Below are 22,451 nucleotides of genomic sequence, written 5' to 3'. Positions count from 1 at the left end.
CAGCAAGACTGTTTGTTGGGCTCAATTCCGTGCAATAGGTCTATGCGGCAGTAAAGCTTTACAATAGTCATTGTGTGTGGAAGGTTGGCAACCGAGGAGACTGCACCGACTAAGACTCGGCACGTTCAAACGGTGTGAGGCTCGTAGGTCCTAGGAACTGCGTCCTTGGCAACTGCGATTATTGCAAATGGGCTGGTTCGTAACATACCATGGAAAATGTGTGGCCGATGCACAGCAAGTTTCGCAACCGTTTTTCCCAAATATGAAATAAGCCTAGTTCATGTCGAGATGAAGGGCTCGATAGGCTAAGCCCTACCAGTGATAAATAAAAACCACGCGAGACCGTCCAAACGGTGTGCGTGGTTTTTTCTTGCGGTGAAAATCAGCGCTCGAACATCTCTACGACGCCGAGCGGATCGAAATAAAGCGTGAACCGGTCGAGGACGACCATCTGGCCGTACTTCTCCTGATAGTGGACGATCGACTCCTGCAGGAACGCCTCGGTCACCTCCAGGTAGTCGGCGATCTCAAACGCGTTGCGGCAGCCGGCGAGATAAGCGCCGATCAGCTCCGACAGCGGGACGAGCTTCTCATAGCCCCAGTTGCGCGCCAGCTTCTCCTGCTTGCGGTTGGCAATGATGGACTGGTCGGTGATGTCGCCCGCAGTCGTATGGTAGTGCCCGAGCTCCTCGGCGAGAATGCACGCCTTGTCGGCCGACGTGCGCAGGCTGCGGCTGAGCAGGATCGCCTGGACGGCGCGCGTCTCCATATACAGCCCCTTGATCGGTTCAGGCAAGTCGGCGTCCTCGCGAAGAAGGATGGGCGTCTGCTTCAGCAGGCGTTCATATTTGGACATAACCTCTCTCCTAAACGGGTCCTCGTGTCGTTCGTTACGGCTTGGCCAGGGCGATGCGCAGCGCAAGCTTGATCTGCTCCAGCTCCTGGCCGGTCAGCGGCCCTTCATGGCCGATCCGATGCGCGGCCAGCGTCAGGATCTGCTCCTCCGACAGCTCCAGCTCCAGTTTCTGAAGGCTCGGGGAGGCGGCAACCGAGCCGGCGAGCAAATAATCCGAGGAGACGCCGAGCAGCTCCGCCAGCTGGCTGAGCTTGTCGCTCGGCGGGGCGCTTTTGTCCCGTTCGTAGCTGGATATGTTCGCTTCCGACATTTGGAGCTTCGTCGCGAGCTGCATCTGGGTCAAGCCTCGTTTGACCCGGTATTCCCGAATTCGTTTGCCGAGCGACATGGCGGTCCTTCCTCCCTTTTCCATTTCCCTCTTGCTCAAATATAATTTGGGTGTTATGCTAGTATTCCGCAAGGATGCTCAAAGGAAATTCGTCTTTATGGATGCATTATACCTTGAAATAGGCTGATAGACAACAAGGGGTTGAAAAAAGGAATTTCAATGGCTTGAACTCAAATTAAATTTGAGTCAACGGAAAGGGGCTTGGAAAGAATGGAACGACTCGAAAATCGCGCTGAAGCGGAACGGGGACGGAGACCGCTCGATGAGCTGCTGGACGAGCTGGACAATCGGCAGCTGGAAAGCCTCGTCCGCGACGAATGCCGCCGCTGGCGAGAGCTGAAGATACAGGTGAAGGTGCTCGGCAGCTATTCGATCGGAGCCGGAATGACCGTCAGCCGCCTCAATCAGGAGGACCAGCTGCAGGACCTTCACCGCCGTCTGAAAGGGATGCCTTCTTATATGTATCTGAACGCTCGGGAGCAGAAGCTGGAGACGATCGCAAATGCGTACCTCGATCCGGACAAGCATCCGGTCGGCACGAAAGCGCAGCTGGCGGCGATCCCGACGAGAGGGAATGATCTCGAGGACGACCGGCTGCTGCGGGAGCTCAGAGGCAAGCTGGAGAAGGTGATCGAGGCTCGCGCGGGGCGGATCGGCGATTATGATGCCGTGCTGGAGCGGATGGCGAAGCTGCAGCGGCTGCAGGCCGAGCTGGAGCAGCTGGAAGAAACGATGCGGCTCGCGGAGGAGCAGCAGGAAGGGTACGGCAGCCTCATCCGGCTTTACTACGTCGAGAAGCGGACAGCCGAGGCTTGCGCGATGGCGCTTTGCATCTCCCGCCCGACGTTCTTCCGCTGGAAGCCGCAGGCGGCCCGGTTGTTCCTGCGGATTCTGGAATGGCAGCGGGATGGATAGAGGACCGCCAAGCGGCGGCAGCATAGGATGGAGAAAAGGACGGAGCGAAAAAGCGCTCCGTCCTTTTTCATGCGCCGAAACGACGCGAGAAGATCAGCCTCCCCCGGTGAGACTCCAATGAGACGGAGTGGAGACGCGAAAGAGACGGAGTTGAGCCGCTGAGGCCGTTTTGACCGTGGTAAGATGCTAGTATCAGGAACGATGACAAGAGACGAGCCGCCCCTAACCGGGCGGCTTTTGTCGTTCCTGTGCCTGTCGGAGGAGAAGAGGCCGAGAGGAGAGCTGACGATCGGTCTGCACGAGAAACGGCGGGAAGCAAGAGAAGGAAGGAGGAGCTGGCATGGGAGGAATCGCAGCTTGGAAGCTGGACGATCCGGACCAGCTGCTGCGCAAGCTGAGGGAGCTGGAAAAGCGGGCGCCGATCGTGCTGGAGCGGCATCTGCTGGAGCAGGCGGAAGCCGCGGCTCGATCCGCAGCGGCTCGAATGCCGCCGGGAAGCGGCGAGCTGGCGAAGGGCTGGCGCGTCGGACCAGTGAAGCGCGCGAGCCGGGTGCTGTCGGTGGAGATCAGCCACCCGGCGCCGGAAGCCGCCCGTCTCGAGTACGGGACGGAGGGCGAAGGCGGACAGCGGGGGCGCTTCATGCTGGCGCTCGCGCTGGCGGAGCTGGAGCGGGACTGGCCCCGGCGGCTGGAGAGCGTGCTCGAGACGCTGCTCTCCGGGAAAGGAGCAAGCCGATGAGCGAAAGCTGGATCGACGTGCTGCTGGACCGGCTGAGAGCGGCGTTCCCGGATTACGCCGTGTCCGTCGGTCAGTCGGAGCCCCCGCCTGCGCAGCCGAGCCTGGAGCTGGTGGAGCTGGCGGTCGAACGGCAGCGGCTGCTCGGCGGCCGCTGGCGAGAGGCGTGTCGACTGGCGCTGATTTGCCGGTCCGCGGAGCGGGCCGACCTCGTCGCGGAGCGGCTGCTGCCGCTGCTGGCGTCGGTGCCGCTGGCGGACGGGCGGTTCGCCAAGGGCTCCGCCGTAAGCCGTGAGCTGGCCGAGGGCAAGTTCGTTTTTACTTGGAGCGTACGCCTGGACGGAGCGGATGAGACGGATCGTCCGCCGCTCATGCGGAGCTTGCGCAAGGAGGTCGAGCCGAATGGCATTTAGGAAAAAGGCGGAAAAAACGGCTGACGCGTCCCGTGCGGACGTCAAGCCGCAGCAGCAGCAGCAGCAGGCGAGCCTGGAGCCGCGCTTCACGAAGGCGGCGCTGCTGGGGAGCCGCAGGTACGGCGCCAGCAAGGACTTGATTTCCGTGCTGGTCGGCGACGAAGAGCGCTGCGGGCATGAGGAAGTCGAACGGCGCATTCAAGCATTCATTAAAAAGGAGGCCGACTAAATGGCTGGAGGCATGTTTACGGCAATGAACAAGGTACGTCCGGGGGTCTACATCAATTTTGCGACGGAAGGCACGGCGGTGACGACGGGCGATAGGGGCACGCTGGCGCTGCCGCTGCCGCTGTCGTGGGGAGAGCCGCGGCGGATTACGGTGCTGGAGGGCGGCGAGAATCCGCTGGAGAAGCTCGGCTACGCGCTGAGCGCGCCGGAGCTGCTACTGGTGCGCGAGGCGATGAAGCGCGCGGGCAAGCTGCTCGTCTACCGCATCAATGGTGGAACGGCGGCCAAGGCGACGCTTGGCGGCGTCACCGCCGAAGCCCGCTATCCGGGCGTGCGCGGCAATGATCTGCGCGTCTCGGTCGAGGCGAGCGTGGACAAGCCGGGCCAGATGGAAGTCGCGACGTTTGTCGGCGGCTCGGAGGTCGATCGCCAGATCGTGCTGAACGCACAAGGCCTGAAGGCGAACGCGTGGATCGTCTGGACGGGCTCGGGAGCCCTCGAAGCCACGGCAGGCGTTCCGCTTGCGGGCGGTACGGACGGCGCGGCGACGAACGAGGATTATGCCGGGTTCCTGCAGGCGATCGAGCTGCAGGACTTCCATGTGGCGGTGTATCCGGGGACGGATGTCACGATGAAAAGCCTGTTCGCGGCGTTCGCCGCGCGGCTGCGCGAGGAGGAGGGACGCAAGATCCAGGTCGTGCTGGAAAACTACGCTTCGGCCAATCATGAGGGCGTCATCAGCGTGCGCAACGGCGTCACGCTGGAGGACGGCAAGACGCTGACGCCAGGACAGGCGGCGGTCTGGGTCGCGGCGGCGACAGCGGCGGCCGGTCCGGCCGCATCGCTGACCTACGCCGTTTATGAAGGCGCGAGCGACGCGTCTCCGCGCCTGACGAACTCGGCTACGGCGGCGGCGCTGCTCGGCGGCGAGTTCGTCTTCACGGCCCGCTCCGGCTCGGTCGTCGTCGAGCAGGACATCAACTCCTATCATAGTCCGACGCCGCAGAAGGGCCGCATTTTCGCCAAAAACTCTGCGCTGCGTGTGCTCGACGGGATCGCGACGGACTTCAAGGCGACCTTCGAGAGCCTGTATATCGGCAAGGTCGGCAACGATGCGAACGGCCGCGCGCTGTTCCGCAAGGACTGCGTGAAGCTGCTGGAGCAGTACCAGGAGCTGGGGGCGCTGCAGAACTTCGACGCCTCCAAGGACGTGACGGTGGAGCAGGGAGCGGAGGCGGACGCGGTTGTCGTATCCGTATCCGTGCAGCCGGTCGATGCGATCGAAAAAATCTACATGAAAGTACAGGTGAGCTAAATGAGCGTACTGAAAGCGGGAGACACGATTGCCGGGCACTCCGGGACGGCCTATGCGACGATTGGCGGACAGACGGTGGAGATGTTCTATGTGAAGAACCTGCGGGCAACCGCGAAAAAGAACAAGGCCGACATCAAGACGCTCGGCAGCCGCAACGTGCAGAAAAAAGCGGCCGGCTGGGAAGGCACCGGCACGATGACGCTGTATTACGTGACGTCCCGCTTCCGCGAGATGATGCGCGATTACATCAAGACCGGCGTGGACACCTATTTCGACATCCAGGTGACCAACGACGATCCGGCCTCGGCTGTCGGCAAGCAGATCGTCACGCTGATCGGCGTCAATCTCGACGAGGTCGTCATGGCCGCGCTCGACGCGGAGTCGGATGCGCTGGACGAGGAAATTCCGTTCACGTTCCATGACGTCAACATCGGCGAGCCGTTCAAGGACATCCAGGGACTGGGCTGATCGGGCGCGACGAGCCGACTCCAGGCAGAGCAAGCGTCCCGCCGATCCGCCGGCCTCATTCGCGGTCATTTGCCGGGAGCGTCCGTCACGGACGCTCCCGCTTCATTCGATTTTCCATTCCAAGGAGGAACTGTTCATGTCCATGAAGCTGTTTTTTGCCCACAATGCCGTCGCCGCCGAAACGCAGGAGGTCGTCGTCTCGGACCGATTCCGCGACGAGTCGGGCCGGCCCGCCGCCTGGAAGCTGCGGGCCATCTCGGAGGAGCTGAACGAGGAGCTGCGCTCCGCGTCGATGAAGCGGACGAAGGGAAAGGGCGGCCAGGCGATGCCGGAGATGGACTACAACGCTTATCTCGGCCGCATGGTCGCGGCTTGCGTCGTGCATCCGGATCTCAATGACGCCGAGCTGCAGCAGTCGTACGGCGTGCGCGGCGCGGCGGCCGTCGTGCGCAAGATGCTGCTGGCGGGCGAGTTCGCCAACCTGGCGGCCAAGGTGCAGGAGATCAACGGCTTCGACCGCGAGGTCGGCGAGCTGGCCGAAGAAGTAAAAAACGACTAGAGGAGGGGGAAGGCGAGTGGAATTATGCGTACTTCGCTCTCAATGAATACGGGGTGCTGCCATGGGAATTCGCAGAGCTGGGAACGCGGCGCAAGGCCGCGCTGATCGGCATGATCCGCGTGCGGCTGGAGGCCGAGAAGCAGGCGCGGCTCCAGTCCTCGCGGAGCGGCAAGCGCCGATGACGGAAAGGAGGGGGTGAAGCGATGGCGACTTTGCAAGCGACGATCCGGCTGTATGACCGCTTCAGCGGCGAGCTGCGCAAGGTGAATCAGACGCTGGAGCGCACGATTCAGCTGAGCGACAAGCTGCAGCGCCAGCTGGCGAAGCCGCTCAAGGTGTCGGTGCAGACGAGCGGCGCGCATCAGGAGATCAATGGCGTGATGCAGCGGCTCGGACGGCTCCGGCAGTCCCGCCTCGCGCTGCAGGTCCGCCTGAACGTGCCGGAGGAGGACATCAGCCGGCTGCGCAAGCAGATTCAGAAGCGGCTGGACGAGCCGTTCAAGGTGAGCGTGAAGGCGGCGGGGGATGGAGCGCAGAGGGATCCAGGCGGTGGATTCGGCAAAATGGACCGCGTTACGAGCATTTTTCGGTTCGTCGCTGGCGCTAAGGACTTCCTTAAAGCGCTCCCGGAGCTTACGAAAATGTTCCTGGCCTTCCGTGCGGGCGGGCTGAAGGCGCTGCTTGGGCTTGGCGCCGCTGGAGCCGGAGCTGCCGGAGCGGGCGCTCTGGGCGCCGGCGTGCTGGGAGGAGCGGCTGGCGCGGCCGCGGCAGGAGCGTCGCAGGCCGGAGAGGGAGCACCGAGCGTCGCTCAGCTGATGACAAGCGGCCTGACGGCGGCATTCCGAGCAGCGGTGCCGTTGTTCAAAAGCTCCGTCGGGGGCGCGATGGTGCAGCAGGAGACGATCGACCGCTACTCGGTGGCGGCAGGCAGCGACGCCGGCGGCCAAGCGATCTTCGATGCGGTGAGCAGGCAAGCGCTCGGCGCGAACGTGAATCCGGCGGAGGCGCAGCAGACGGCGCTGTCTTTCCTCAAGGTGACGACCGACCCGACGCAGGTGGCCGCTCTCAACCGGATGGCGATGCGGATGCAGAAGCTGAACCCTCAGAGCAGCCTCGAAGAATCGGCCGGCGCGATGAGCGCCATGATGGCGGGCGATCCTGCGGAACTGCTGAAAGGGCTTAATCTGTCCGAGAAGCAGCTGCAGGAGAGCGGAGCCGGCAAGGCCGTCGCTTCGGGCGACATGGACGGGTTCTTGCGCGCTATGGATGGATTGCTCGCCAAGCAAGGCATGAGCGACGCCGGCTTCGACAAGCTGACCTCCACCCCGGGAGCCAAAATGGAAGGCATCCAGCAGAGAGCGCAGTTCAAGCTCGGCGAAGCCGGCATGCCGGCGATGGAGACGCTCATTCCGGTTCTGGACAAGATCATGGCTGTATTCGACTCCGGCAAGCTCGATCCTTTCTTCGACGCGCTTTCCGCCGGACTGTACATCATGGCGGAGCTGCTCTCCGCAGCGGCAGATGCCGCGCTGTTCCTGATTAACCTGTTCGTCTCGAACGGGGATGCGATCGGCGACGTGCTGACCGTGCTGACGGCGGTGCTGCTGCCGCTCATGGCCGTCTGGCTATGGAGCATGGTGGCGCCGATCATGGCGATGGCCGCTGCCTTCTTCATGGCGAACTGGCCGCTGCTGCTCATCATTGCGATCATCGGGCTGCTCGTTTACGCGCTGCTCCAGACGGGGACGAGCGCAGGCGAGATCATCGGCTTCATCGTCGGGCTGTTCTTCTTCCTAGGGGCCACGATCTATAACATGATCGCGTCTGCCTGGAACTTGTTCGCGACTTTCGCGGAGTTCCTGATCAATCTGTTCATCGATCCGGTATATGCGGTTCAGAAGCTGTTCTACGATCTGGCGATGATGTTCGGCAACGCCTTGTATGAAATGCTGCTCATGACGGAGTCCTTCGCAGGCGGCTTCATGAAGATCATTCTGGAGGGAATCAACGGAGTCATCGGCTTGGTGAACGGGCTGGGAGCCGGCATGGCGAAGCTGTTCGGCAAAGAATACAAAGGCATCGCAGAGCTGGACGTAAAGGATCCCCATGCCCTGAGCAGCAAGCTGAAGGGCATGCTGGATAAAATCGAGCCGCCGACTTCGGAGAAGGACCCCGTCCGCATCGGACGGTTGGACGCGCTGGATCCATCAGCGGCAGGCAAGAAGGGCTACGACTTGGGCAAAGGAGCGCTGGACAAAGCAGGCTCGCTCTTCAACGGGGAGAAAGATCCTCTGAAGGAAATGTTCAAAGGGGAAAACAAGCTGGGCGGCGGAGGCGGCATGGCCGACAAGCAGAACAGCATGATGGGCGGCGCCGGAGCAGGAGCCGCGCCGGGCGGGAACATTCCCAACATCGGCAAGGTCAACGAGGTCGGCAGCATCGGCAGCGAGGTCGACATCGGCAGCGAGGAGCTGAAGGTGATGCGCGATCTGGCCGAGATGAAGGCGATCCAGAACTTCGTCACGCTGACGCCGACGGTGCAGGTGACGACGGGACCGATCCACAAGCAGGTCGACGTCGACGACGTCGTGCGCAAGATCGCCGCGAGCATGGAGCAGGAGATCGAGTCGTCCGCCCACGGGGTGTACGCCCGCATTTAGCAACATTACGAAGCGCAGCATTGCGCGGAAAGGAGGTCGCCGATGGCTATACCGATTCGGGTCAGCCCTCAGCCGGCCAAAGCGTTCGCCGGCATCCGGCTCGACTTTAATCACGGCACGGAGGGCTGGGAGCTGCCGGTGCTGCCGTCCAAGCTGTCGATCCGCCGAAGCGGCTCCGGCAAGGACTACAATCTGCTCGGAGCGGGACCGATCGCGACGATCGAGAAGCCGGGACTGGCCGAGGTCGAGTTCGAGAGCTTTTTTCCCAGCCAGCCCGGCCCTTACGTCGCGACCCGGTCCATCCTGAAGCGTCCGGAGCAGTTCGCCGACGACATCGGCCGCTGGATGCGCTCCGGCTATCCGCTGCGGTTCATCTATGCCCGCCATGCCGACCGGTTCGAGAATCCGTACACGCTGCAGATTCCGATGACGATCACCGGCTTCGATCGCTGGGAGGAGGCCGGCTCGCCGGGCGACGTGTTCTACACGCTTAAGCTGAAGGAATACGTGTTCTACGCGCCGGTGAAGCTGCAGGCGGTGAAGACGGCGGACGGCTCGACCGCCGTGGCGAAGGAGCCGGACAAGCGGCCGGACCTGAAGGTGCCGCCGAAAGCCTACACGATCGTCAAGGGCGACACGCTCAGCGGCATCAGCATGAAGCTGTACGACGGCGACAGCAGCCGCTGGCCGGAAATCCAAAAGCTGAACGGCATCGGCAACTCGGAGCTGAAGCGGCTGCAGATCGGCCGCGTGCTTCAGGTGCCGCCGCCGAAGGAGTGAGGGCATGCTGAAGATTGAGCTCGACCTCCGCGACGGACGGCTGTGGGACGTCACCGGCATGGCCACCGAGCTGAGCTGGAAGACGTCCCGCATCGGCAAGGCGGGCACGCTGGAGTTTTCGATGATGCGGGGGCCGAGCCTGGCGGCGCAAAGCCAGCTGCCGATCGCTCCCGGCAACGTCGTACGGGTGAGCGACGGCGGCGTGCGGCTGTTCTACGGCTATGTGTTTACCCTGGAGGAGGACGAGGATCGGGTCGTGCGGGTGAAAGCCCAGGATCAGCTCCGCTATTTGCTGGAGACGGATACCTACGTCCGCACGAACGTGACGGCGACTCAGGTCATCCGCGACCAGGCGCTGGCCATCCAGGCCCGGCTCGGCCCTATCGCGGATACGGGCCATCCGATTCCGAAGTTCAGCCAGGACGGGCAGAAGCGGCTGGACATGATCTTCAAGGCGCTGGACGAGACGCTGCTGGCGAAGGGGAAGCTCTTCGTCTTTTATGACGATGCGGGCCTGCTGACGCTGCGCGACGTGGCCGACATGAAGGCGAGCGTCGTCATCGGCGAGAACAGCCTGCTGACGGGCTATTCGTCCAGCCGCAGCATCGACAGCGAGACGTACAACCGCATCAAGCTCGTGCGCGACAACAAGCAGACGGGCGGTCGGGACGTCTATATCGAGCAGGACGGCGCCGCGATCGCCCGCTGGGGACAGCTGCAATATTACCAGAAGGTGGACGAGGGCCTCAACGAGGAGCGGATCAAGGAGATGCTGAAGCAGCTGCTCCAGCTGAAAAACCGCGAGCAGCGGAAATTCAGCCTGGAGGCGCTCGGCCATCCGACGATCCGCGCCGGCTCGGTCGTGCAGGTGACGATTCCTCGCTTGCAGCTGAACCGCAACTTTCTCGTCGAGGAATGCACGCACGCCTATTCCGGCCGCTCGCACACGATGCAGCTCGAGCTGTACGTCATCGACGGCATGGTAAAGGAAGGATGAAGCATGAGCATCAACGATTCGATCAAGCAGATCATGGCGCGCTCGCTGGAGGCGCAGCAGCTGACGAAGGCGGTATTCGGCAAGGTGACGGGGCTCGAGCCGCTGGAGGTGGCCGTCGAGCAGCGCTTCACGCTGCCGGCGGAGCTGCTCGTCGTGCCCGAGCATCTGCGGGAGCTGGCGGTGGAGCTGGGCGGGGAGCGCGTCGTGCTGCGGCGCGGCCTTGAGCTCGGCGACCGGCTCGTCCTGCTGCGCTCGGAGGGCGGCAGCCCTTACGTGGCGTTGGGGAGGGTGGAGGCATGAGCGTGCCGGAGCAGACGGGATTGGACTGGACGGCGGCGGAGGCGGTCGAGCGGCCGAGCCTGACGTACCCGATCCATTTGGACGGACGCACGGGGGGAAGGATCGACGGGCTGGCCGCGATGCGCCAGTTCGTCTTCAAGCAGCTGTCGACTGTGCGCTGGGAGCATGAGGTGTACACGGGAGAGGTCGGGCTCGAGCGGTCGAGCTACGACATCGCCGCCGCGGTCGAGGAAGCGCTGCTGGCGGACAGCCGCGTGCTGGCGGTCGAGGACATGCAGATGAGGCGGGAAGGAGACGGCGTGTCCTTGACGTTCACGGTGCGCACCGTCTTCGGCTCGTTCAAGGAGGAGGCGATGGCCGGTGTATGAGCATCAGACGTACCGCGAGATCATGGGCCGCATGCTGGCCCGGATTCCGGATGAGCTGGACAAAAGGGAAGGCAGCGTCATCTTCGACGCGCTCGCGCCCGCAGCGGCCGAGCTGGCGGCGCTTTACGCCGAGCTGGACGTGCAGCTGGCGCTTTCGTTCGCCGATACGGCGGACGGGGAGTATTTGACGCGCCGCGCCGCCGAGCACGGCGTGCGGCGCAAGGCCTCGAGCCGGGCGATGCGCCTCGGCCGGTTCTTCGGCGCGGCCGGAGGCCCGGCGGAGGTGCCGCTGCGCTCGCGCTTGGCGGCCGAAGGGACCGCCTACGAGGTGGCGGAGCGGCTCGCGCCGGGGACGTATCGCCTCGTGGCCGAGCTGCCCGGCCGAGCCGGCAACGAGGTGGCGGGAGCGCTGCTGCCGCTGGACTACATCGACGGCCTGGCTCGCGCCGAGCTGGCGGACGTGCTCGTGCCGGGCGAGGACGAGGAGGGAGACGCCGAGCTGCGGGCCCGCTTCTGGCAAGCGGTCAGCGAGCAGCCTTTCGGCGGCAATATCGCGGATTACCGGGCGAAGATCGGCGGCCTGCCCGGAGTCGGCGGGGTCAAGATCCATCCCGCTTGGAACGGCGGCGGCACCGTGAAGGCGACGGTAATCGCCAGCGACTTCGCTCCGGCGGCGGCCGCGCTGGTGCAGGAGGTGCAGGCGGCGATCGACCCGGAGTCGGCGGGACAAGGCATCGGTCTCGCCCCGATCGGCCATCGGGTGACGATCGTGGCAGCGGACGCGGTTCCCGTGGACATCGCCACGCAGCTCACGCTGCGCGCCGGCGTGAGCGCGGTCCAGCTGGAGCGGGACATCGAGGCGGCGGCGGAAGCGTATCTGCTGGAGCTGCGGCGAGCCTGGGCGGGAGAGAGCCGGCTGATCGTGCGCATCTCCCAGCTGGAGACGAGAGTGCTGGCGCTGCCAGGCGTCGAGGACATCGGCGGCACGACGCTGAACGGCGCGCCGGCCAATCTGGAGCTGGAAGCCGACGAGGTGCCGACGCTCGGGACGGTGACGCTGAATGGCTGAGCCGCTGATCGGAAGGCTGCCGGCGTTTTATTCGGACAGCCGCGAGATGACGGAGCTGTTCCGTTCGGAGGATGAAGAGATAGCCTCGGCGGAGCAGGCGCTGGAGCGCCTGCTGGATGACCGCTTCGTGCTGACCGCGTCCGTGGAGGCGATCCGCCGCCACGAGCGGCTGCTCGGCATTCGGGCGGACGAGGCGCAGGAATCGCTGGCATTTCGGCGCGTGCGCGTCGTCAACCGGTATTCCACGAAGCCTCCTTTTACCCTGCGGTATCTGCAAGAGAGGCTGGACGATCTGGTCGGGAAGGGCCGCGCGCTGGCGCAGGTAGACCTGGAGGCGCAGGTGCTGACGATCTCGGCCGCGATCCAGAACGCGCCGCTGTTCCGCGAGGTGGAGCAGACGGTGACGGCGCTGAAGCCGGCGAGTCTGGTCTATGTGCAGCAGACGGCGGTTGCGGATACGCTGCGCCTGAGGGAGGGCATCCGCTATCGGCGGCTGGCCCGCGAGACGAGGCTCGGCAGCTGGAAGCTCGGCGCGACCGGATTCACGACAGAGAAGGAAGAGGTGATCGTACGATGATGGAGGCTTCGCTGATCCAGGACGTGGCCGCATATGTGGACGGTCGGATCGCCCGCGTCTCGCTCAACGGCGGCGCGGTGCTGCTGACGGAGTTCACGCTGAAGCGGGCGTCGCAGGGAGTTGTCGAGCTGAGGTATTACATTCCGGCGGAGGCGGTAGGCACGGTGCATCGGATCGAGCTGCAGGATGCGTCCGGCAAGACGCTGAGCGTAAGCGAAGTGCAGATCCCGATTGCGAGCGATACGCTGATGCTGCAGTCGATCACGGTAGAGGAGGGATGACGATGGCCAAGACGGATTGGAAATTCAACGATGTCGTCACCGAGGCGGATCTGAACGCGCTCGGCGGCGAGGTGAACGCCGCGTCCGCCCATGCGGCGGTCGTGGAGGGCGCGCATGGGGCGACGAGCGCGGCATCGCCAGGCAAGCTCATGCAGCGCGACTCCGCCGGCCGCGTCAAGGTGGCCGCCCCGGCGGCCGCGGACGACGCGGCGCGGAAGGCGGAGGTGGATGCGGTGCAAAGCAGCTTGACCGCGCATGCATCCAGTCAAGCATCTCACGTTTCGACTGCCGACCGGGCTAAATGGAACGGCGGCGCAGGATCGGGGCTCAATGCGGATATGGTGGACGGATATCATTTTGATCAGGATGTTCGGAAATCAGCGATTCCAAGCTTTGATTCCATCAACACGACGCAAGGAACCTCAAGTGGTGGGAATGTTCATTTGGCAATGAAGAATAATGGAAATATTTATGGGGGAATTGGTCTTGATGGAGCTAGTTCCGCTGGCAATGGGGGAGGGAATCTTTCTTTTTGGACCTATGACAATAACGGCGCATTCATCACAAAAGGACTGGATATAGCTCGGTCCACCGGCAATGTGACAATCCCTAAAAAGCTGAACTTGGGAGGAGGAAGCAACTCCAATTTCAACCTTGCCGACTCGCCAATCTATTTTCGCGGACAAAATGCGACAGATGGAAAACATTACGCGGTATATGAAAACATAGGCTCAACAGATGGTATCCGAATGGTAGGCAACAATACGATCCGTTTGGGAACTTTTTACGACACCATCAACTGGACTCCGATTCTAACACTTAGCGGTCCGTCCGCTTCGAACGGAACTGCCGTTCAAATTGAACGCCACGGTCATGCAAAAGCAGCCAACTCAGCTCCGGCGTTCCCTCCGGCAGGCATTACTCCAGCTTCTTCGATCGTGAACTGGCAGGATCATCCGGCCGCTGTTGGATTGATCGTTGCAAGCAGATATATGGCCGACTCGAATGCTATTCTAGATGTTGGAACTGTAGGAGGAGGGGTTTGGCAGCCTTTCTTTAAAGTAACTGGGTTGGGGAACGCGCGGGTGTCGGGCACACTTGCGGTAGGGTTCAATGGAGGTTCAGGAAGAAACAATATGAACAGCCAAGCCGCTCTCGATCTATCGATTGGTGATCATGATACAGGGCTCTTATGGAATGGCGACAACAGCATCTCGATGTACGCAGCAGGTCAGCAAAGCGCCTACTGGGATGCCTTAGGAGTCCGAGTTCAAAAATCGTTCAGTGTGGCAGGAACCAAATCGGCTGTCGTATCAACTTCCACTTATGGGGATCAATATCTGTTTGCTATAGAGTCGCCCGAAAATCGGTTTGAGGATTATGGTGAGGCCATGACGGATCAAGAAGGCCAGGTAATCGTTTCAATGGATCCTATCTTTCTCGAAACGGTTGAAATCAAAGGGGAAGACTACCACGTTTTCATTCAAAGCATTGATGAAGGAGCGTTCTATGTTCCCGAACGCTATACGGACCGCTTTATGGTTAAGGGGAAACCCAACTCGCGGTTCATGTACCGAATAGCGGCATGGAGAAGGGGATACCATTCTCTGCGGTTCAACCATGCACAAGGCTTTTAACTCTTAAGGAGGCTAAGTCAATGGGGAAAAAAATCAAATTGCTGGCGGTAACGCAGAACTTCGACATGGAGGGGAATGTAAGCCAGTTTCGAGTCAGCTATCAAGTCATTGAATCCGGATCAATTCTTCTTAGCAATGCAATGTTGGTTTTGCCTTTAAATGATGAGCTGGACTTGTCTGATAGTCTGGCTCTTTCTCCAAATACGTTCAACGGATATACGGACGGAATCAGAAAAATCGGAGAGAGCAATGTGCTGAGCTACTATTCCATTTTGCTCAACTATTTGACTACGAAAATCAAGATTAAGGAAGGCGTAGATGAAGGTTTAGTTCCGTCTGGAGTCTGATAAACCCGTCTCCCTCCCCCGTTCGAAAGGAGAAACCCGGCATGAGCAGACCCGAGAACCAGCTCCAGGCGATCGTATCCCAAGTGGTGAAGCTCGAGACGCTGCAGGAAGTCAACACTCGGGCTCTCGGCGAGTTGGCCTCCGGAGTCGCGCGGCTCATCGAACGCCTGGAAAAAAGCGACGAGACGGCGCGCGAGGCCGCCCAGAGGGCGCGCGCCGCGCATCACCGGATCGACGAGATCCGAGCCAGCATCGACGGCATCAAGCAGGGCCAGCGCTGGCTGATCACGACCTCGTTCACGCTTATCGGCCTGGCGGCCTCGCTGCTGGGCCTCGTTTTCAAAATACTCGAATAAAGCGAAGCCAAAGGAGGAAGCCAGATGGACTGGACGCTCATCCAATCGATGATCCATCCTGAGCTGGCCGGCGTCGTCGCCGTCTGCTGGATCATCGGCTACGGCCTCAAGCGGACGGCCGGCATCCGGGACTGGATGATCATCTACTTTGTCACCGCGGCCGGCATCGTCTTCGCCGGCTTCACGGCCGGCTGGACCGCCGACGGCGTCATGCAGGGCATCTTTTGCGGCGCCGTCGCCGTCTACGGCAACCAGCTTGTGAAGCAGACCGCGCAGGCGCTGCGCAAGGAAGACGCCCATGATTGACCTCGGCTATCCGATCGAGCGCCGCTACATCCGCATCCGTCCGCAGACGAGGCCGGGCCTTCGGCTGACCGCCGGAAGCCCGGCTTTTTTTGTCGCTCATGATACGGGCAACCCGGGCGCGACGGCCGAAGCCCATTACCGCTATTTCGACCGCCAGACGGAGCGGACCGCTTCGGCCCATGTGTTCATCGACGACACGCGGATTTTGGAGATCATCCCGACGGGCACGGGAGACGACCCGGCGGAAAAGGCGTACCATGTGCAAAGGCAGGCGCCGGAGGACAACCGCCGCTTCGGCGCAGACGCCAACGACGCCGCGCTCGGCATCGAGCTGTGCTACGGCGGCGCGATCCGCTTCGAGGCGGCCTACGACCGCTATGTCGCTTATCTGGCCTATTGCTGCGCCAAGTGGAGCAAGGTTCCTTCGACGCATATCGTGAGCCACGGCCAGCTCGATCCGACGCGCAAGCGCGACTGCGAGCAGGCGCTGGCGACGGCCGGCCGCACGCTCGCCGATCTGATCCGCGACGTCGAGCGCAAGCTGGCGGCGGCCGTCCAAGCGGAGGAATCCTCCGCCCGCCCAGCCGAGCCTTCCTCCGCCGGCTCCAGCGGGCGGAATCAAGCAGGAGCGGCCGCCGATTCGGCCAAGACGCAGCAAGACGGCGCGACTGCGGCCTCTTCGCCGGCTGCCCTTTCTGCCGCCACCTGTTCCCATCTTGTCCGCTCCTACATCCAGCCGGCGTGGCACGAGCGTATCCAGGCGGGAGACAGCGAAGGCGCCGCGCACTACGCCCGCTTGGCCGAGCGCCTGCGCCGCTGCGTGGACGGAGAAAGGCTGCTTAAAAGCAACGCGCAGGAAATCATCGTCGGCTGGCTGTCCCCGGCTTGGTTCAAGACCCGCGCCAAGGGCGAGAATCCGGACCGCTTCCGCGCCATGGCGGACGAGCTGCGCCGCTGCGCGGCCATTCCCCCGAGCGGATCCGCGCTATGGTAAGATAAGGCTATCTTTTCTTCCTCTTCGAAAGGAGAAGCCGATGACTCCAAGCTCCCTTTTTCTGCTCGCTCTCTTCGCTCTGCTCGTCCTGTCCCTCGTATCGGCTCGAACGAAAACTCGCCGATCGGCGGAGCGTCCCTTGTCCTCCTCCAAAAATCCGCGTCGGAACGCGGTCGCCGAGGCCGCCCGCGAAACCGCCGGCTGGCTGGATCTCGGCGCCTTGCCGGACGCGCCGCTGCAAGCGACGGCGGCCAAGCTGGACAAAGCTTTGCCCGCCTCCTATGTCGAGCAGCTCCGGCAGCGCTATTTGACGGAGCATCCCGACTGCTCGCCAGAGCGGTTCGAGCTGCTGCTGCTGGAGCTGAAGCGCTATTTCGTGCTCTGCTCGCTGCTGCGTACCGTGCCGATGTTCGGCGACGAGGTGGACGGGGTCTGGCATGAGATGCTGATGTACACCCGCGAATACGAGCGCTTCGGCAAAGAACTGATCGGCGGACCGCTGCATCACGCGCCGGCGGCCGAAAGCGTCCCGGATCCCGGAGGTCGCGCCTGGTTCGATCTGGCCTATGCGGCGCTGTTCCGTTTCCACGCTTTCGCTCCTGTCGCCTGGGGAGCCTTTTTCCGCCATCCGCTCAATGCAAAGAGGCTGGAGCGGCTGCAGGACGCGGAGCCGCGAGAGCTGCGCTCGGAGCTGTTCCGTCCCGAAGCGGACGAGCGGCTCGTCTCCTATATGCTGGATAAGCTCCGCCGTCAGGCCGCCGACGCGCGCGAGGCTCGAAGCGCCGATCGCAGCGACTCGCCTGGCCGATTGTCCGGGAGCAGCTATGCCGATCCCGGCTACGGAGCGATGCTGGGAGGAGCGCTGCTCATGAGCTCGATGGGCGGCTCGTTCGACGAGCAGATGGAGCGGCATCTGCCGGAGGCGGAGCGCGAGCGTTCCCAAAGCGGCTGCTCGGCATCGGGCTGCGCGGGCGGCGACTCGTTCGACGAACGGGGAAGCGGCAGCTCGGACAGCGGCGGAGATGGCTCTTCCGACGGCGGTTCCTCCAGCAGCTGTTCCTCGAGCAGCTGCAGCTCGAGCAGCTGCTCGTCCAGCAGCTGCGGCGGAGGAGACTGACGAGGGACAGCGAACGTCCGGGCCGACGCCCTGCATGCAAAAGACCCCCTAGCCGCCTCATGGCGGCTAGGGGGTCTTTTCAATTTACATATAAATCTGCGTAATCTCCAGCTCCCGCTGCTCGGACAGGTCGAGGAAATCCTCGCCGACCTGGATGAGCGGGCGGAAAAACTCGCTCGGATGCGTCATGATGAAGGTTCCGAACTGTCCGTTGTCGAGCTCGACGCTTTTGCCGATGAAGTTCGGAATCATATGGCGGATGAACGTGTGGGTCGTGTGCGGATCCAGCTCGTGGAAGCTCATGCGGTACAGCTCGCGCAGCACGTAGAGCAGGTCGCGCTTCTGCTGGTAGGAGCGGGTGGAGATCATGGCGCTGTACACGTCCGCGACGGCGACGATCTTGGCGATCGGGGAAATCTCGATGCCGTCGATGCCGTGAGGGTAGCCGGTGCCGTCCATGCGCTCATGATGCTGGAGAGCGGCGGAGGAGAGGAACGGATCGTCGTAGGTGCTGAGGATGATCTCTTCGCCGTACAGCGTGTGGCGCTTGATCTCGCGGTACTCCTCGCTCGTCAGCTTCTCCGGCTTGTTGAGGATGTCCTTGGAGATTCGGCATTTGCCGATGTCGTGCAGGAAGCCGGCCTTGCCGATGCGCGCCGCCTCTTCCTCCGGGAAGCCGAGCCAGGAAGCCAGGTAGTAGGACAGCATGCCCACCTGGACGGAATGCTGGTACGTATAGTCGTCGTCCGTATTGAGCAGCAGCAGCATCGAGACGACGTCTTTCTCCATCTGGAAGCTGGACATGAGCGGACCGAACGACCGGTCCACGTCCTCTTCGCTCACTTTGCCTTCTTCCAGCGCCTTGCGGAAAAGATTTTCGCAGCCGGAGATGGCGTTCTCGTAAAGGGGCTTTATGGACGGCAGCCAGCGCGGCGGCAGGCCGGACTCGATCGTCCGGTATCCGGCGGCGACAGGCGCCTCCATCTCGACCTCCACATAGTCGATGCTGTGCTGCGTCAGCTTGGCGATCTCGTAGGAGGTCAGCCGGGTTCCTTTGGCCATGACATTCAAGCCAAAATGGTTGAAGGCGTCGCTAGACAGCAGATCGCCTTCCTTTAGATCGGAAATATGAACCCTCATGGTGCACCTCGGCAAGGTTAGTCTTGGACGGCATCGTGCCGTCTGCTACTATTGTCGGATCTGAAAGCGGGGCAATATCGTTCGTCCGACCTATTATCATCCTAGTATATCGGCATAAACGGCTTTCGCTTTAATAGGATCTTCCAAGCCTTGGATGAGCGCTCTCGAATCGGGGAAAAAGACGACCGAAATCCGCTCGTCCCGCTCGTACCGGAGCGAGTAGGGAGTCAACCGGACTTCTCCCGCCATCGCGAGCCGTTCGGCCAGCGCGGGCAGATCGAGCGGCCGGCTGCGGGCCGGCCGGATCTGCACGGTGGCGCGCCCGCACAGCGCCGCCGCCATGTCCTCCTCCGGCTCGAGAAACGGAAATTCGCGGCGTCCGCAGCATTCGCAGTCGGAGCGCCTGGCTCCGGCTACGCCGAGCGGCATCCACGAGTTGCGCCAAAGATCCAGCTGCAGCAGGTCTCCCCGCATCTCCTCGCGCCGGCCGGAAAGCCACTTGATCGCCTCCATCGCCTGCAGCGAGCCGATCACGTCGACGAGCGGCGAGACGACGCCTGCCGTCTCGCAAGTATCCGCCAGCCCCGAGGCGGGCGGCTCGGGGAAGAGGCAGCGGTAGCACGGACCGGCGTCCGGCAGCACGCTCATCGTCATGCCCCCGGCTCCGACCGCGCCGCCGTAAATCCAGGGAATGCCGGCGCGCACGGCATAGTCGTTGAGGAGATAGCGAGTGTGGAAATTGTCCGTGCCGTCGAGGATCAGGTCCGTACCCCCGAGCAGCTCGTCGGCGTTGCCGGCATGCAGGTCCGCCGCATAGGCGCGGATGGAGACGCTGCTGTTGGCGCGGCGCAGCTTCGCCGCGGCGGCCTCCGCCTTGGGTAGGCTGGAGGCGGCATCGTCCTCGTCGTACAGCAGCTGCCGCTGCAGGTTGCTGAGCTCCACGATGTCGCGGTCGATCAGCCGCAGCTCGCCGACGCCGCCGCGCGCCAGATGCGAGGCGATGACGCAGCCGAGCGCGCCGACGCCGACGACGGCGACGACGGAGCCTCCGAGCCGCTGCTGGCCGTCCGGGCCGATCGGCGCGAAACGCGTCTGGCGGATGTAGCGGTCCGGGAGCGCCGGCCGGCTGCCTTCGCTCATTCGGATAGCTCCCGCTCGGCTCCGACCGCAGCCGCGGCTTCTTCCGCAGGAAGCTTGTCCGAGGCTGCGGGCGGGACCGGCGGAGCCAGGTCCGAGAGCGGATTCCAAGGCCCCGTCTGATGTCCTTTCCACTCCGAGCCGTCCTCCCACACTTCCTTCTTCCAGATCGGAACGATCTGCTTGAGGCGCTCGATCGCGTAGCGGCTCGCCTCGTAGGCGGCCGCCCGATGCGGCCCGGAGACGGCGATGACGACGCTCGCCTCGCCGATGCCGACGACGCCGATGCGATGATGGATCGCGCAGCGCGTGCCCGGCCAGCGCTCGTCCAGCTCGCGGCGGATCTGCTCCAGCGTGCGCAGCGCCATCGGCTCATAGGCTTCGTACTCGAGCTTGACCGTCCGCTGTCCGGCGGTCCACTCGCGGGTCGTGCCGATGAAGACGATCGCCGCCCCGTGGTCGGGATGCTCGACCAGCGAAGCGACCGCGGCCGCGTCGAGCGGCTCGGCGCAGATGCGGCAGGCGGCTGCCGCCGCGATAGGAGCGCCGCTGCCGTCGCCGCCGGATACCGGCGGCAGCAGCGCGAGCTCGTCGCCGCAGCGGACGAGCTCGCCGTCGGCGGCATAAGCTTCGTTGCGGGCCGCGAAGCAGACGGCGATCAAGCCGGCGTGGGCGGGATAGGCCTCGCTCAGCGCGGCCTTCAGCTCGCCGACGGTCATCTCGGACCGGTCGGATGAGAGCTCGGCCTGCCGCGTCCCGAGACGCTCCGGCAAGCCGGCGAACAAAGCGATGCTCCAGCTGTAGCTCATGGTAGATAACCTCACCTGTCCCCGCGGGGTTTTGCTTCCAGCATATCATAAGTCCGCCAAAAATGATAAACTGATAGACACGAAACTGCAGGCTTCCGGCAGGAAGCCCGGCCGAGGGGGAAACGCGATGCTGAGGGACCGATTCGGAAGAATACACGACTATTTGCGCATCTCGGTGACGGACCGCTGCAACCTGCGCTGCCTCTACTGCATGCCCGAGGAAGGAATGGAGTTCGCCGACTCGTCCGAGCTGCTGAGCTACGACGAAATCGTCCAGGTCGTCGAGGCCGCGGCCGGCCTCGGCTTCCGGAGGTTGCGCATCACCGGCGGCGAGCCGCTCGTGCGGCCGGGCCTGGACGGTCTGATCCGCCGGCTCAAGGCGATCCCCGGCATCGAGGAGATCTCGATGACGACGAACGGCATGCTGCTCGCGAAGCAGGCGGCCGCGCTGAAGGCGGCCGGCCTCGACCGCGTGAACATCAGCCTCGACACGCTGGATGCGGCCCGCTTCCGCTTCATCGCGCGGCGCGGCGGGCTGGAGCAGGTGCTCGCGGGCATTCGCGCGGCCGGCGAAGCCGGGCTCGGCCCGATCAAGCTGAACTGCGTGCTGCTGAAGGGCATCAACGAGGACGAGATCAAGAGCTTCCTGCGCCTGTCCGTCGAGCAGCCGCTCCATGTGCGCTTCATCGAATACATGCCGATCGGCCATGCCGACGAGCAGTGGCGCAGGACGTACCTGCCGCTGACGGCGGTCATGGACGCGGCGCGCGAGCTCGGCCTGCCGATGGCTCCGCTCGAGGAGCTCCGGGGCAACGGCCCTTCGGAAAACTGGGCGTTCGAGGGGGCGGCCGGCTCGTTCGGCCTGATCCATCCGGTCAGCGACCGTTTCTGCGCGCGCTGCAACCGGCTCCGGCTGACGGCGGACGGCAGCCTGCAGCCTTGCCTCTACTGGGTGGACGAACTGAACGTCAAGCCCGCGCTCGGCAGCCGCGCGGCGCTCGAGGCGCTGTTCCGGCGCGCCGCGGACATCAAGCCGGAGAACCATGAGATGGCGGCGAGGCTGCACGGCGAGGCGCTCAGCCATAGCCCGACGTCGCGGCGGATGTCGCAGATCGGCGGCTGAGCAAGAGTGCAGCGGATAGGAGAGATGGAGCATGGCAAAGGAAATTGAAATCCGGCAGCAGCGTCGGGGCGTCCGGGCCGCTGCGCCCGAGTCGCTCTCGGCGCGCATGATGGCGGAGCAGGCCGGCGCCGTCTTCCCGCTGTTGGAGCGGGTGCCGGACGGCAGCGGCGAGGCTTTCGGATTGATCGACTGGCATCGGGGCTGGCTGGAGCAGGCGGCCGCAGCCGGCAGAGAGGACGTCGTCGCGGCGCCGACCCATGTGAAGGTCGTCGCGGATGACCGCTTCGAAGCGGTCATTTCTTGGCGCGAGGCCGCTCAGGCGGCGTTTCTGTTCGCCCGCGAAGGCGTGCCGCTGGAGCGCGAAGGGCCGCTGCGCCTCTATGTGCCGGACGGCAGCAGCAAATGCCTGAACGTCAAGCGGGTCGTCTCGCTGACGCTGCTGGAGGAGCCCGAGCTCGGCGGCGACGCTGCGTACGGCTTCAAGTCGGATTTTTCGCCGGAGGACCTTAGGAAACGCCGCTGAAGCCGCCCGCCGGCCGGCACGCAGGCGAAAAAGGGCAGGCATGGAAGGAGCG

At 63.5% G+C, this 22,451-nt stretch carries 29 protein-coding genes; 24 read left to right on the top strand and 5 right to left on the bottom strand.

All coding sequences use genetic code 11. From position 1 onward, the window contains the following. Positions 1-382: 382 nt before the first annotated feature. Complete coding sequence (locus GE073_RS18680; protein ID WP_153784077.1) at positions 383-856, bottom strand: ImmA/IrrE family metallo-endopeptidase; 474 nt, start codon at positions 854-856, stop codon at positions 383-385. A gap of 34 nt (positions 857-890) precedes the next feature. After that, positions 891-1,244, bottom strand: a complete 354-nt coding sequence (locus tag GE073_RS18675) for a helix-turn-helix domain-containing protein (RefSeq protein WP_153784076.1) — start codon at positions 1,242-1,244, stop codon at positions 891-893. 210 nt (positions 1,245-1,454) lie between these two features. Between GE073_RS18675 and GE073_RS18670 the strand changes: the two genes are divergently transcribed. From GE073_RS18670 to GE073_RS18570, 22 genes are all read left to right on the top strand, one after another. Next, positions 1,455-2,159, top strand: a complete 705-nt coding sequence (locus GE073_RS18670) for an RNA polymerase subunit sigma-24 (protein WP_228551635.1) — start codon at positions 1,455-1,457, stop codon at positions 2,157-2,159. Between the two features lie 340 nt (positions 2,160-2,499). Beyond that, positions 2,500-2,898, top strand: a complete 399-nt coding sequence (locus GE073_RS18665) for an HK97 gp10 family phage protein (protein WP_153784075.1) — start codon at positions 2,500-2,502, stop codon at positions 2,896-2,898. Further along, positions 2,895-3,308: a hypothetical protein gene (locus tag GE073_RS18660; RefSeq protein WP_153784074.1), complete on the top strand. Its 414-nt coding sequence runs from the start codon at positions 2,895-2,897 to the stop codon at positions 3,306-3,308. Before GE073_RS18665 ends, GE073_RS18660 begins: the two co-directional genes overlap by 4 nt. Beyond that, on the top strand, positions 3,298-3,537 hold the full coding sequence (locus GE073_RS18655; protein WP_153784073.1) for a hypothetical protein: 240 nt from the start codon (positions 3,298-3,300) through the stop codon (positions 3,535-3,537). The genes GE073_RS18660 and GE073_RS18655 overlap by 11 nt, the downstream gene beginning before the upstream one ends. Continuing rightward, positions 3,538-4,851 (top strand): phage tail sheath family protein, encoded by a 1,314-nt coding sequence (locus GE073_RS18650; RefSeq protein WP_153784072.1) that lies wholly within the window; start codon positions 3,538-3,540, stop codon positions 4,849-4,851. After that, a complete protein-coding gene (locus tag GE073_RS18645) occupies positions 4,852-5,319 on the top strand; it encodes a phage tail tube protein (protein ID WP_101807993.1) in 468 nt (155 codons plus the stop codon). Between the two features lie 136 nt (positions 5,320-5,455). After that, the gene (locus GE073_RS18640) at positions 5,456-5,878 is read left to right on the top strand and encodes a phage tail assembly chaperone (protein ID WP_043111402.1); all 423 of its coding nucleotides are present in this window, start codon (positions 5,456-5,458) and stop codon (positions 5,876-5,878) included. A 53-nt stretch (positions 5,879-5,931) separates the two neighbouring features. Next, positions 5,932-6,060, top strand: coding sequence for a hypothetical protein (locus tag GE073_RS25835; protein ID WP_255309683.1), 129 nt, complete (start codon positions 5,932-5,934; stop codon positions 6,058-6,060). Between the two features lie 21 nt (positions 6,061-6,081). Beyond that, positions 6,082-8,538: a hypothetical protein gene (locus tag GE073_RS18635; RefSeq protein ID WP_153784071.1), complete on the top strand. Its 2,457-nt coding sequence runs from the start codon at positions 6,082-6,084 to the stop codon at positions 8,536-8,538. A 42-nt stretch (positions 8,539-8,580) separates the two neighbouring features. Next, the gene (locus GE073_RS18630; protein WP_153784070.1) at positions 8,581-9,318 is read left to right on the top strand and encodes a LysM peptidoglycan-binding domain-containing protein; all 738 of its coding nucleotides are present in this window, start codon (positions 8,581-8,583) and stop codon (positions 9,316-9,318) included. 4 nt (positions 9,319-9,322) lie between these two features. Continuing rightward, entirely contained in the window at positions 9,323-10,315 is a 993-nt protein-coding gene (locus tag GE073_RS18625; protein WP_153784069.1) for an XkdQ/YqbQ family protein, read from the top strand. A gap of 3 nt (positions 10,316-10,318) precedes the next feature. After that, positions 10,319-10,615: a DUF2577 domain-containing protein gene (locus GE073_RS18620; protein WP_153784068.1), complete on the top strand. Its 297-nt coding sequence runs from the start codon at positions 10,319-10,321 to the stop codon at positions 10,613-10,615. Further along, entirely contained in the window at positions 10,612-10,983 is a 372-nt protein-coding gene (locus tag GE073_RS18615; protein ID WP_052333303.1) for a DUF2634 domain-containing protein, read from the top strand. Before GE073_RS18620 ends, GE073_RS18615 begins: the two co-directional genes overlap by 4 nt. After that, positions 10,976-12,052: a baseplate J/gp47 family protein gene (locus tag GE073_RS18610; RefSeq protein WP_153784067.1), complete on the top strand. Its 1,077-nt coding sequence runs from the start codon at positions 10,976-10,978 to the stop codon at positions 12,050-12,052. Before GE073_RS18615 ends, GE073_RS18610 begins: the two co-directional genes overlap by 8 nt. Then, positions 12,045-12,629 (top strand): putative phage tail protein, encoded by a 585-nt coding sequence (locus GE073_RS18605; protein WP_153784066.1) that lies wholly within the window; start codon positions 12,045-12,047, stop codon positions 12,627-12,629. The genes GE073_RS18610 and GE073_RS18605 overlap by 8 nt, the downstream gene beginning before the upstream one ends. Beyond that, positions 12,626-12,910 (top strand): ketopantoate hydroxymethyltransferase, encoded by a 285-nt coding sequence (locus GE073_RS18600; protein ID WP_153784065.1) that lies wholly within the window; start codon positions 12,626-12,628, stop codon positions 12,908-12,910. Before GE073_RS18605 ends, GE073_RS18600 begins: the two co-directional genes overlap by 4 nt. 2 nt (positions 12,911-12,912) lie before the next feature. Beyond that, complete coding sequence (locus GE073_RS18595) at positions 12,913-14,547, top strand: hypothetical protein (RefSeq protein ID WP_153784064.1); 1,635 nt, start codon at positions 12,913-12,915, stop codon at positions 14,545-14,547. 20 nt (positions 14,548-14,567) lie between these two features. Beyond that, entirely contained in the window at positions 14,568-14,894 is a 327-nt protein-coding gene (locus tag GE073_RS18590) for a hypothetical protein (RefSeq protein WP_153784063.1), read from the top strand. A 41-nt stretch (positions 14,895-14,935) separates the two neighbouring features. Beyond that, entirely contained in the window at positions 14,936-15,250 is a 315-nt protein-coding gene (locus tag GE073_RS18585; RefSeq protein WP_028599139.1) for a hypothetical protein, read from the top strand. Positions 15,251-15,274: 24 nt separating this feature from the next. Continuing rightward, the gene (locus GE073_RS18580) at positions 15,275-15,556 is read left to right on the top strand and encodes a phage holin family protein (protein ID WP_101807991.1); all 282 of its coding nucleotides are present in this window, start codon (positions 15,275-15,277) and stop codon (positions 15,554-15,556) included. Then, positions 15,549-16,550 (top strand): peptidoglycan recognition protein family protein, encoded by a 1,002-nt coding sequence (locus GE073_RS18575; RefSeq protein ID WP_153784062.1) that lies wholly within the window; start codon positions 15,549-15,551, stop codon positions 16,548-16,550. The genes GE073_RS18580 and GE073_RS18575 overlap by 8 nt, the downstream gene beginning before the upstream one ends. A 40-nt stretch (positions 16,551-16,590) precedes the next feature. After that, complete coding sequence (locus tag GE073_RS18570) at positions 16,591-17,667, top strand: glycine-rich domain-containing protein (protein WP_101807989.1); 1,077 nt, start codon at positions 16,591-16,593, stop codon at positions 17,665-17,667. An 84-nt stretch (positions 17,668-17,751) separates the two neighbouring features. Here the strand turns inward: GE073_RS18570 and GE073_RS18565 are convergent, their stop codons facing one another. From GE073_RS18565 to GE073_RS18555, 3 genes are all read right to left on the bottom strand, one after another. Further along, entirely contained in the window at positions 17,752-18,807 is a 1,056-nt protein-coding gene (locus GE073_RS18565) for an HD-GYP domain-containing protein (protein WP_153784061.1), read from the bottom strand. A 96-nt stretch (positions 18,808-18,903) separates the two neighbouring features. Beyond that, positions 18,904-19,947 carry a ThiF family adenylyltransferase gene (locus tag GE073_RS18560; RefSeq protein WP_101807987.1) on the bottom strand — a complete coding sequence of 348 codons (1,044 nt, stop codon included), beginning with the start codon at positions 19,945-19,947 and terminating at the stop codon, positions 18,904-18,906. Next, positions 19,944-20,753 (bottom strand): molybdenum cofactor biosynthesis protein MoaE, encoded by an 810-nt coding sequence (locus GE073_RS18555; protein WP_153784060.1) that lies wholly within the window; start codon positions 20,751-20,753, stop codon positions 19,944-19,946. The genes GE073_RS18560 and GE073_RS18555 overlap by 4 nt, the downstream gene beginning before the upstream one ends. Positions 20,754-20,880: 127 nt before the next feature. Here GE073_RS18555 and moaA point away from each other — a divergent pair, with 127 nt between their 5' ends. Together moaA and GE073_RS18545 are read left to right on the top strand one after the other, a co-directional pair. After that, positions 20,881-21,876, top strand: coding sequence for a GTP 3',8-cyclase MoaA (moaA, locus tag GE073_RS18550; RefSeq protein ID WP_101807985.1), 996 nt, complete (start codon positions 20,881-20,883; stop codon positions 21,874-21,876). 31 nt (positions 21,877-21,907) lie between these two features. After that, on the top strand, positions 21,908-22,399 hold the full coding sequence (locus GE073_RS18545) for a hypothetical protein (protein ID WP_101807984.1): 492 nt from the start codon (positions 21,908-21,910) through the stop codon (positions 22,397-22,399). Positions 22,400-22,451: the final 52 nt, after the last annotated feature.

The organism is Paenibacillus sp. B01 (genome assembly GCF_009649995.1).
Taxonomy (GTDB): Bacteria; Bacillota; Bacilli; order Paenibacillales; family Paenibacillaceae; genus Paenibacillus_O; species Paenibacillus_O pasadenensis.
Note: the sequence above shows the minus strand (reverse complement) of the source record. Positions and strands in the feature narration are given on the sequence as shown.

Excerpts from the sequence above, each read along its gene's own strand:
- GE073_RS18680 (WP_153784077.1), bottom strand. The coding sequence starts at position 856 with ATGTCCAAATATGAACGCCTGCTGAAGCAGACGCCCATCCTTCTTCGC.
- GE073_RS18675 (WP_153784076.1), bottom strand. The coding sequence starts at position 1,244 with ATGTCGCTCGGCAAACGAATTCGGGAATACCGGGTCAAACGAGGCTTG.
- GE073_RS18670 (WP_228551635.1), top strand. The coding sequence starts at position 1,455 with ATGGAACGACTCGAAAATCGCGCTGAAGCGGAACGGGGACGGAGACCG.
- GE073_RS18665 (WP_153784075.1), top strand. The coding sequence starts at position 2,500 with ATGGGAGGAATCGCAGCTTGGAAGCTGGACGATCCGGACCAGCTGCTG.
- GE073_RS18660 (WP_153784074.1), top strand. The coding sequence starts at position 2,895 with ATGAGCGAAAGCTGGATCGACGTGCTGCTGGACCGGCTGAGAGCGGCG.
- GE073_RS18655 (WP_153784073.1), top strand. The coding sequence starts at position 3,298 with ATGGCATTTAGGAAAAAGGCGGAAAAAACGGCTGACGCGTCCCGTGCG.
- GE073_RS18650 (WP_153784072.1), top strand. The coding sequence starts at position 3,538 with ATGGCTGGAGGCATGTTTACGGCAATGAACAAGGTACGTCCGGGGGTC.
- GE073_RS18645 (WP_101807993.1), top strand. The coding sequence starts at position 4,852 with ATGAGCGTACTGAAAGCGGGAGACACGATTGCCGGGCACTCCGGGACG.
- GE073_RS18640 (WP_043111402.1), top strand. The coding sequence starts at position 5,456 with ATGTCCATGAAGCTGTTTTTTGCCCACAATGCCGTCGCCGCCGAAACG.
- GE073_RS18635 (WP_153784071.1), top strand. The coding sequence starts at position 6,082 with ATGGCGACTTTGCAAGCGACGATCCGGCTGTATGACCGCTTCAGCGGC.
- GE073_RS18630 (WP_153784070.1), top strand. The coding sequence starts at position 8,581 with ATGGCTATACCGATTCGGGTCAGCCCTCAGCCGGCCAAAGCGTTCGCC.
- GE073_RS18625 (WP_153784069.1), top strand. The coding sequence starts at position 9,323 with ATGCTGAAGATTGAGCTCGACCTCCGCGACGGACGGCTGTGGGACGTC.
- GE073_RS18620 (WP_153784068.1), top strand. The coding sequence starts at position 10,319 with ATGAGCATCAACGATTCGATCAAGCAGATCATGGCGCGCTCGCTGGAG.
- GE073_RS18615 (WP_052333303.1), top strand. The coding sequence starts at position 10,612 with ATGAGCGTGCCGGAGCAGACGGGATTGGACTGGACGGCGGCGGAGGCG.
- GE073_RS18605 (WP_153784066.1), top strand. The coding sequence starts at position 12,045 with ATGGCTGAGCCGCTGATCGGAAGGCTGCCGGCGTTTTATTCGGACAGC.
- GE073_RS18600 (WP_153784065.1), top strand. The coding sequence starts at position 12,626 with ATGATGGAGGCTTCGCTGATCCAGGACGTGGCCGCATATGTGGACGGT.
- GE073_RS18595 (WP_153784064.1), top strand. The coding sequence starts at position 12,913 with ATGGCCAAGACGGATTGGAAATTCAACGATGTCGTCACCGAGGCGGAT.
- GE073_RS18590 (WP_153784063.1), top strand. The coding sequence starts at position 14,568 with ATGGGGAAAAAAATCAAATTGCTGGCGGTAACGCAGAACTTCGACATG.
- GE073_RS18585 (WP_028599139.1), top strand. The coding sequence starts at position 14,936 with ATGAGCAGACCCGAGAACCAGCTCCAGGCGATCGTATCCCAAGTGGTG.
- GE073_RS18580 (WP_101807991.1), top strand. The coding sequence starts at position 15,275 with ATGGACTGGACGCTCATCCAATCGATGATCCATCCTGAGCTGGCCGGC.
- GE073_RS18575 (WP_153784062.1), top strand. The coding sequence starts at position 15,549 with ATGATTGACCTCGGCTATCCGATCGAGCGCCGCTACATCCGCATCCGT.
- GE073_RS18570 (WP_101807989.1), top strand. The coding sequence starts at position 16,591 with ATGACTCCAAGCTCCCTTTTTCTGCTCGCTCTCTTCGCTCTGCTCGTC.
- GE073_RS18565 (WP_153784061.1), bottom strand. The coding sequence starts at position 18,807 with ATGAGGGTTCATATTTCCGATCTAAAGGAAGGCGATCTGCTGTCTAGC.
- GE073_RS18560 (WP_101807987.1), bottom strand. The coding sequence starts at position 19,947 with ATGAGCGAAGGCAGCCGGCCGGCGCTCCCGGACCGCTACATCCGCCAG.
- GE073_RS18555 (WP_153784060.1), bottom strand. The coding sequence starts at position 20,753 with ATGAGCTACAGCTGGAGCATCGCTTTGTTCGCCGGCTTGCCGGAGCGT.
- moaA (WP_101807985.1), top strand. The coding sequence starts at position 20,881 with ATGCTGAGGGACCGATTCGGAAGAATACACGACTATTTGCGCATCTCG.
- GE073_RS18545 (WP_101807984.1), top strand. The coding sequence starts at position 21,908 with ATGGCAAAGGAAATTGAAATCCGGCAGCAGCGTCGGGGCGTCCGGGCC.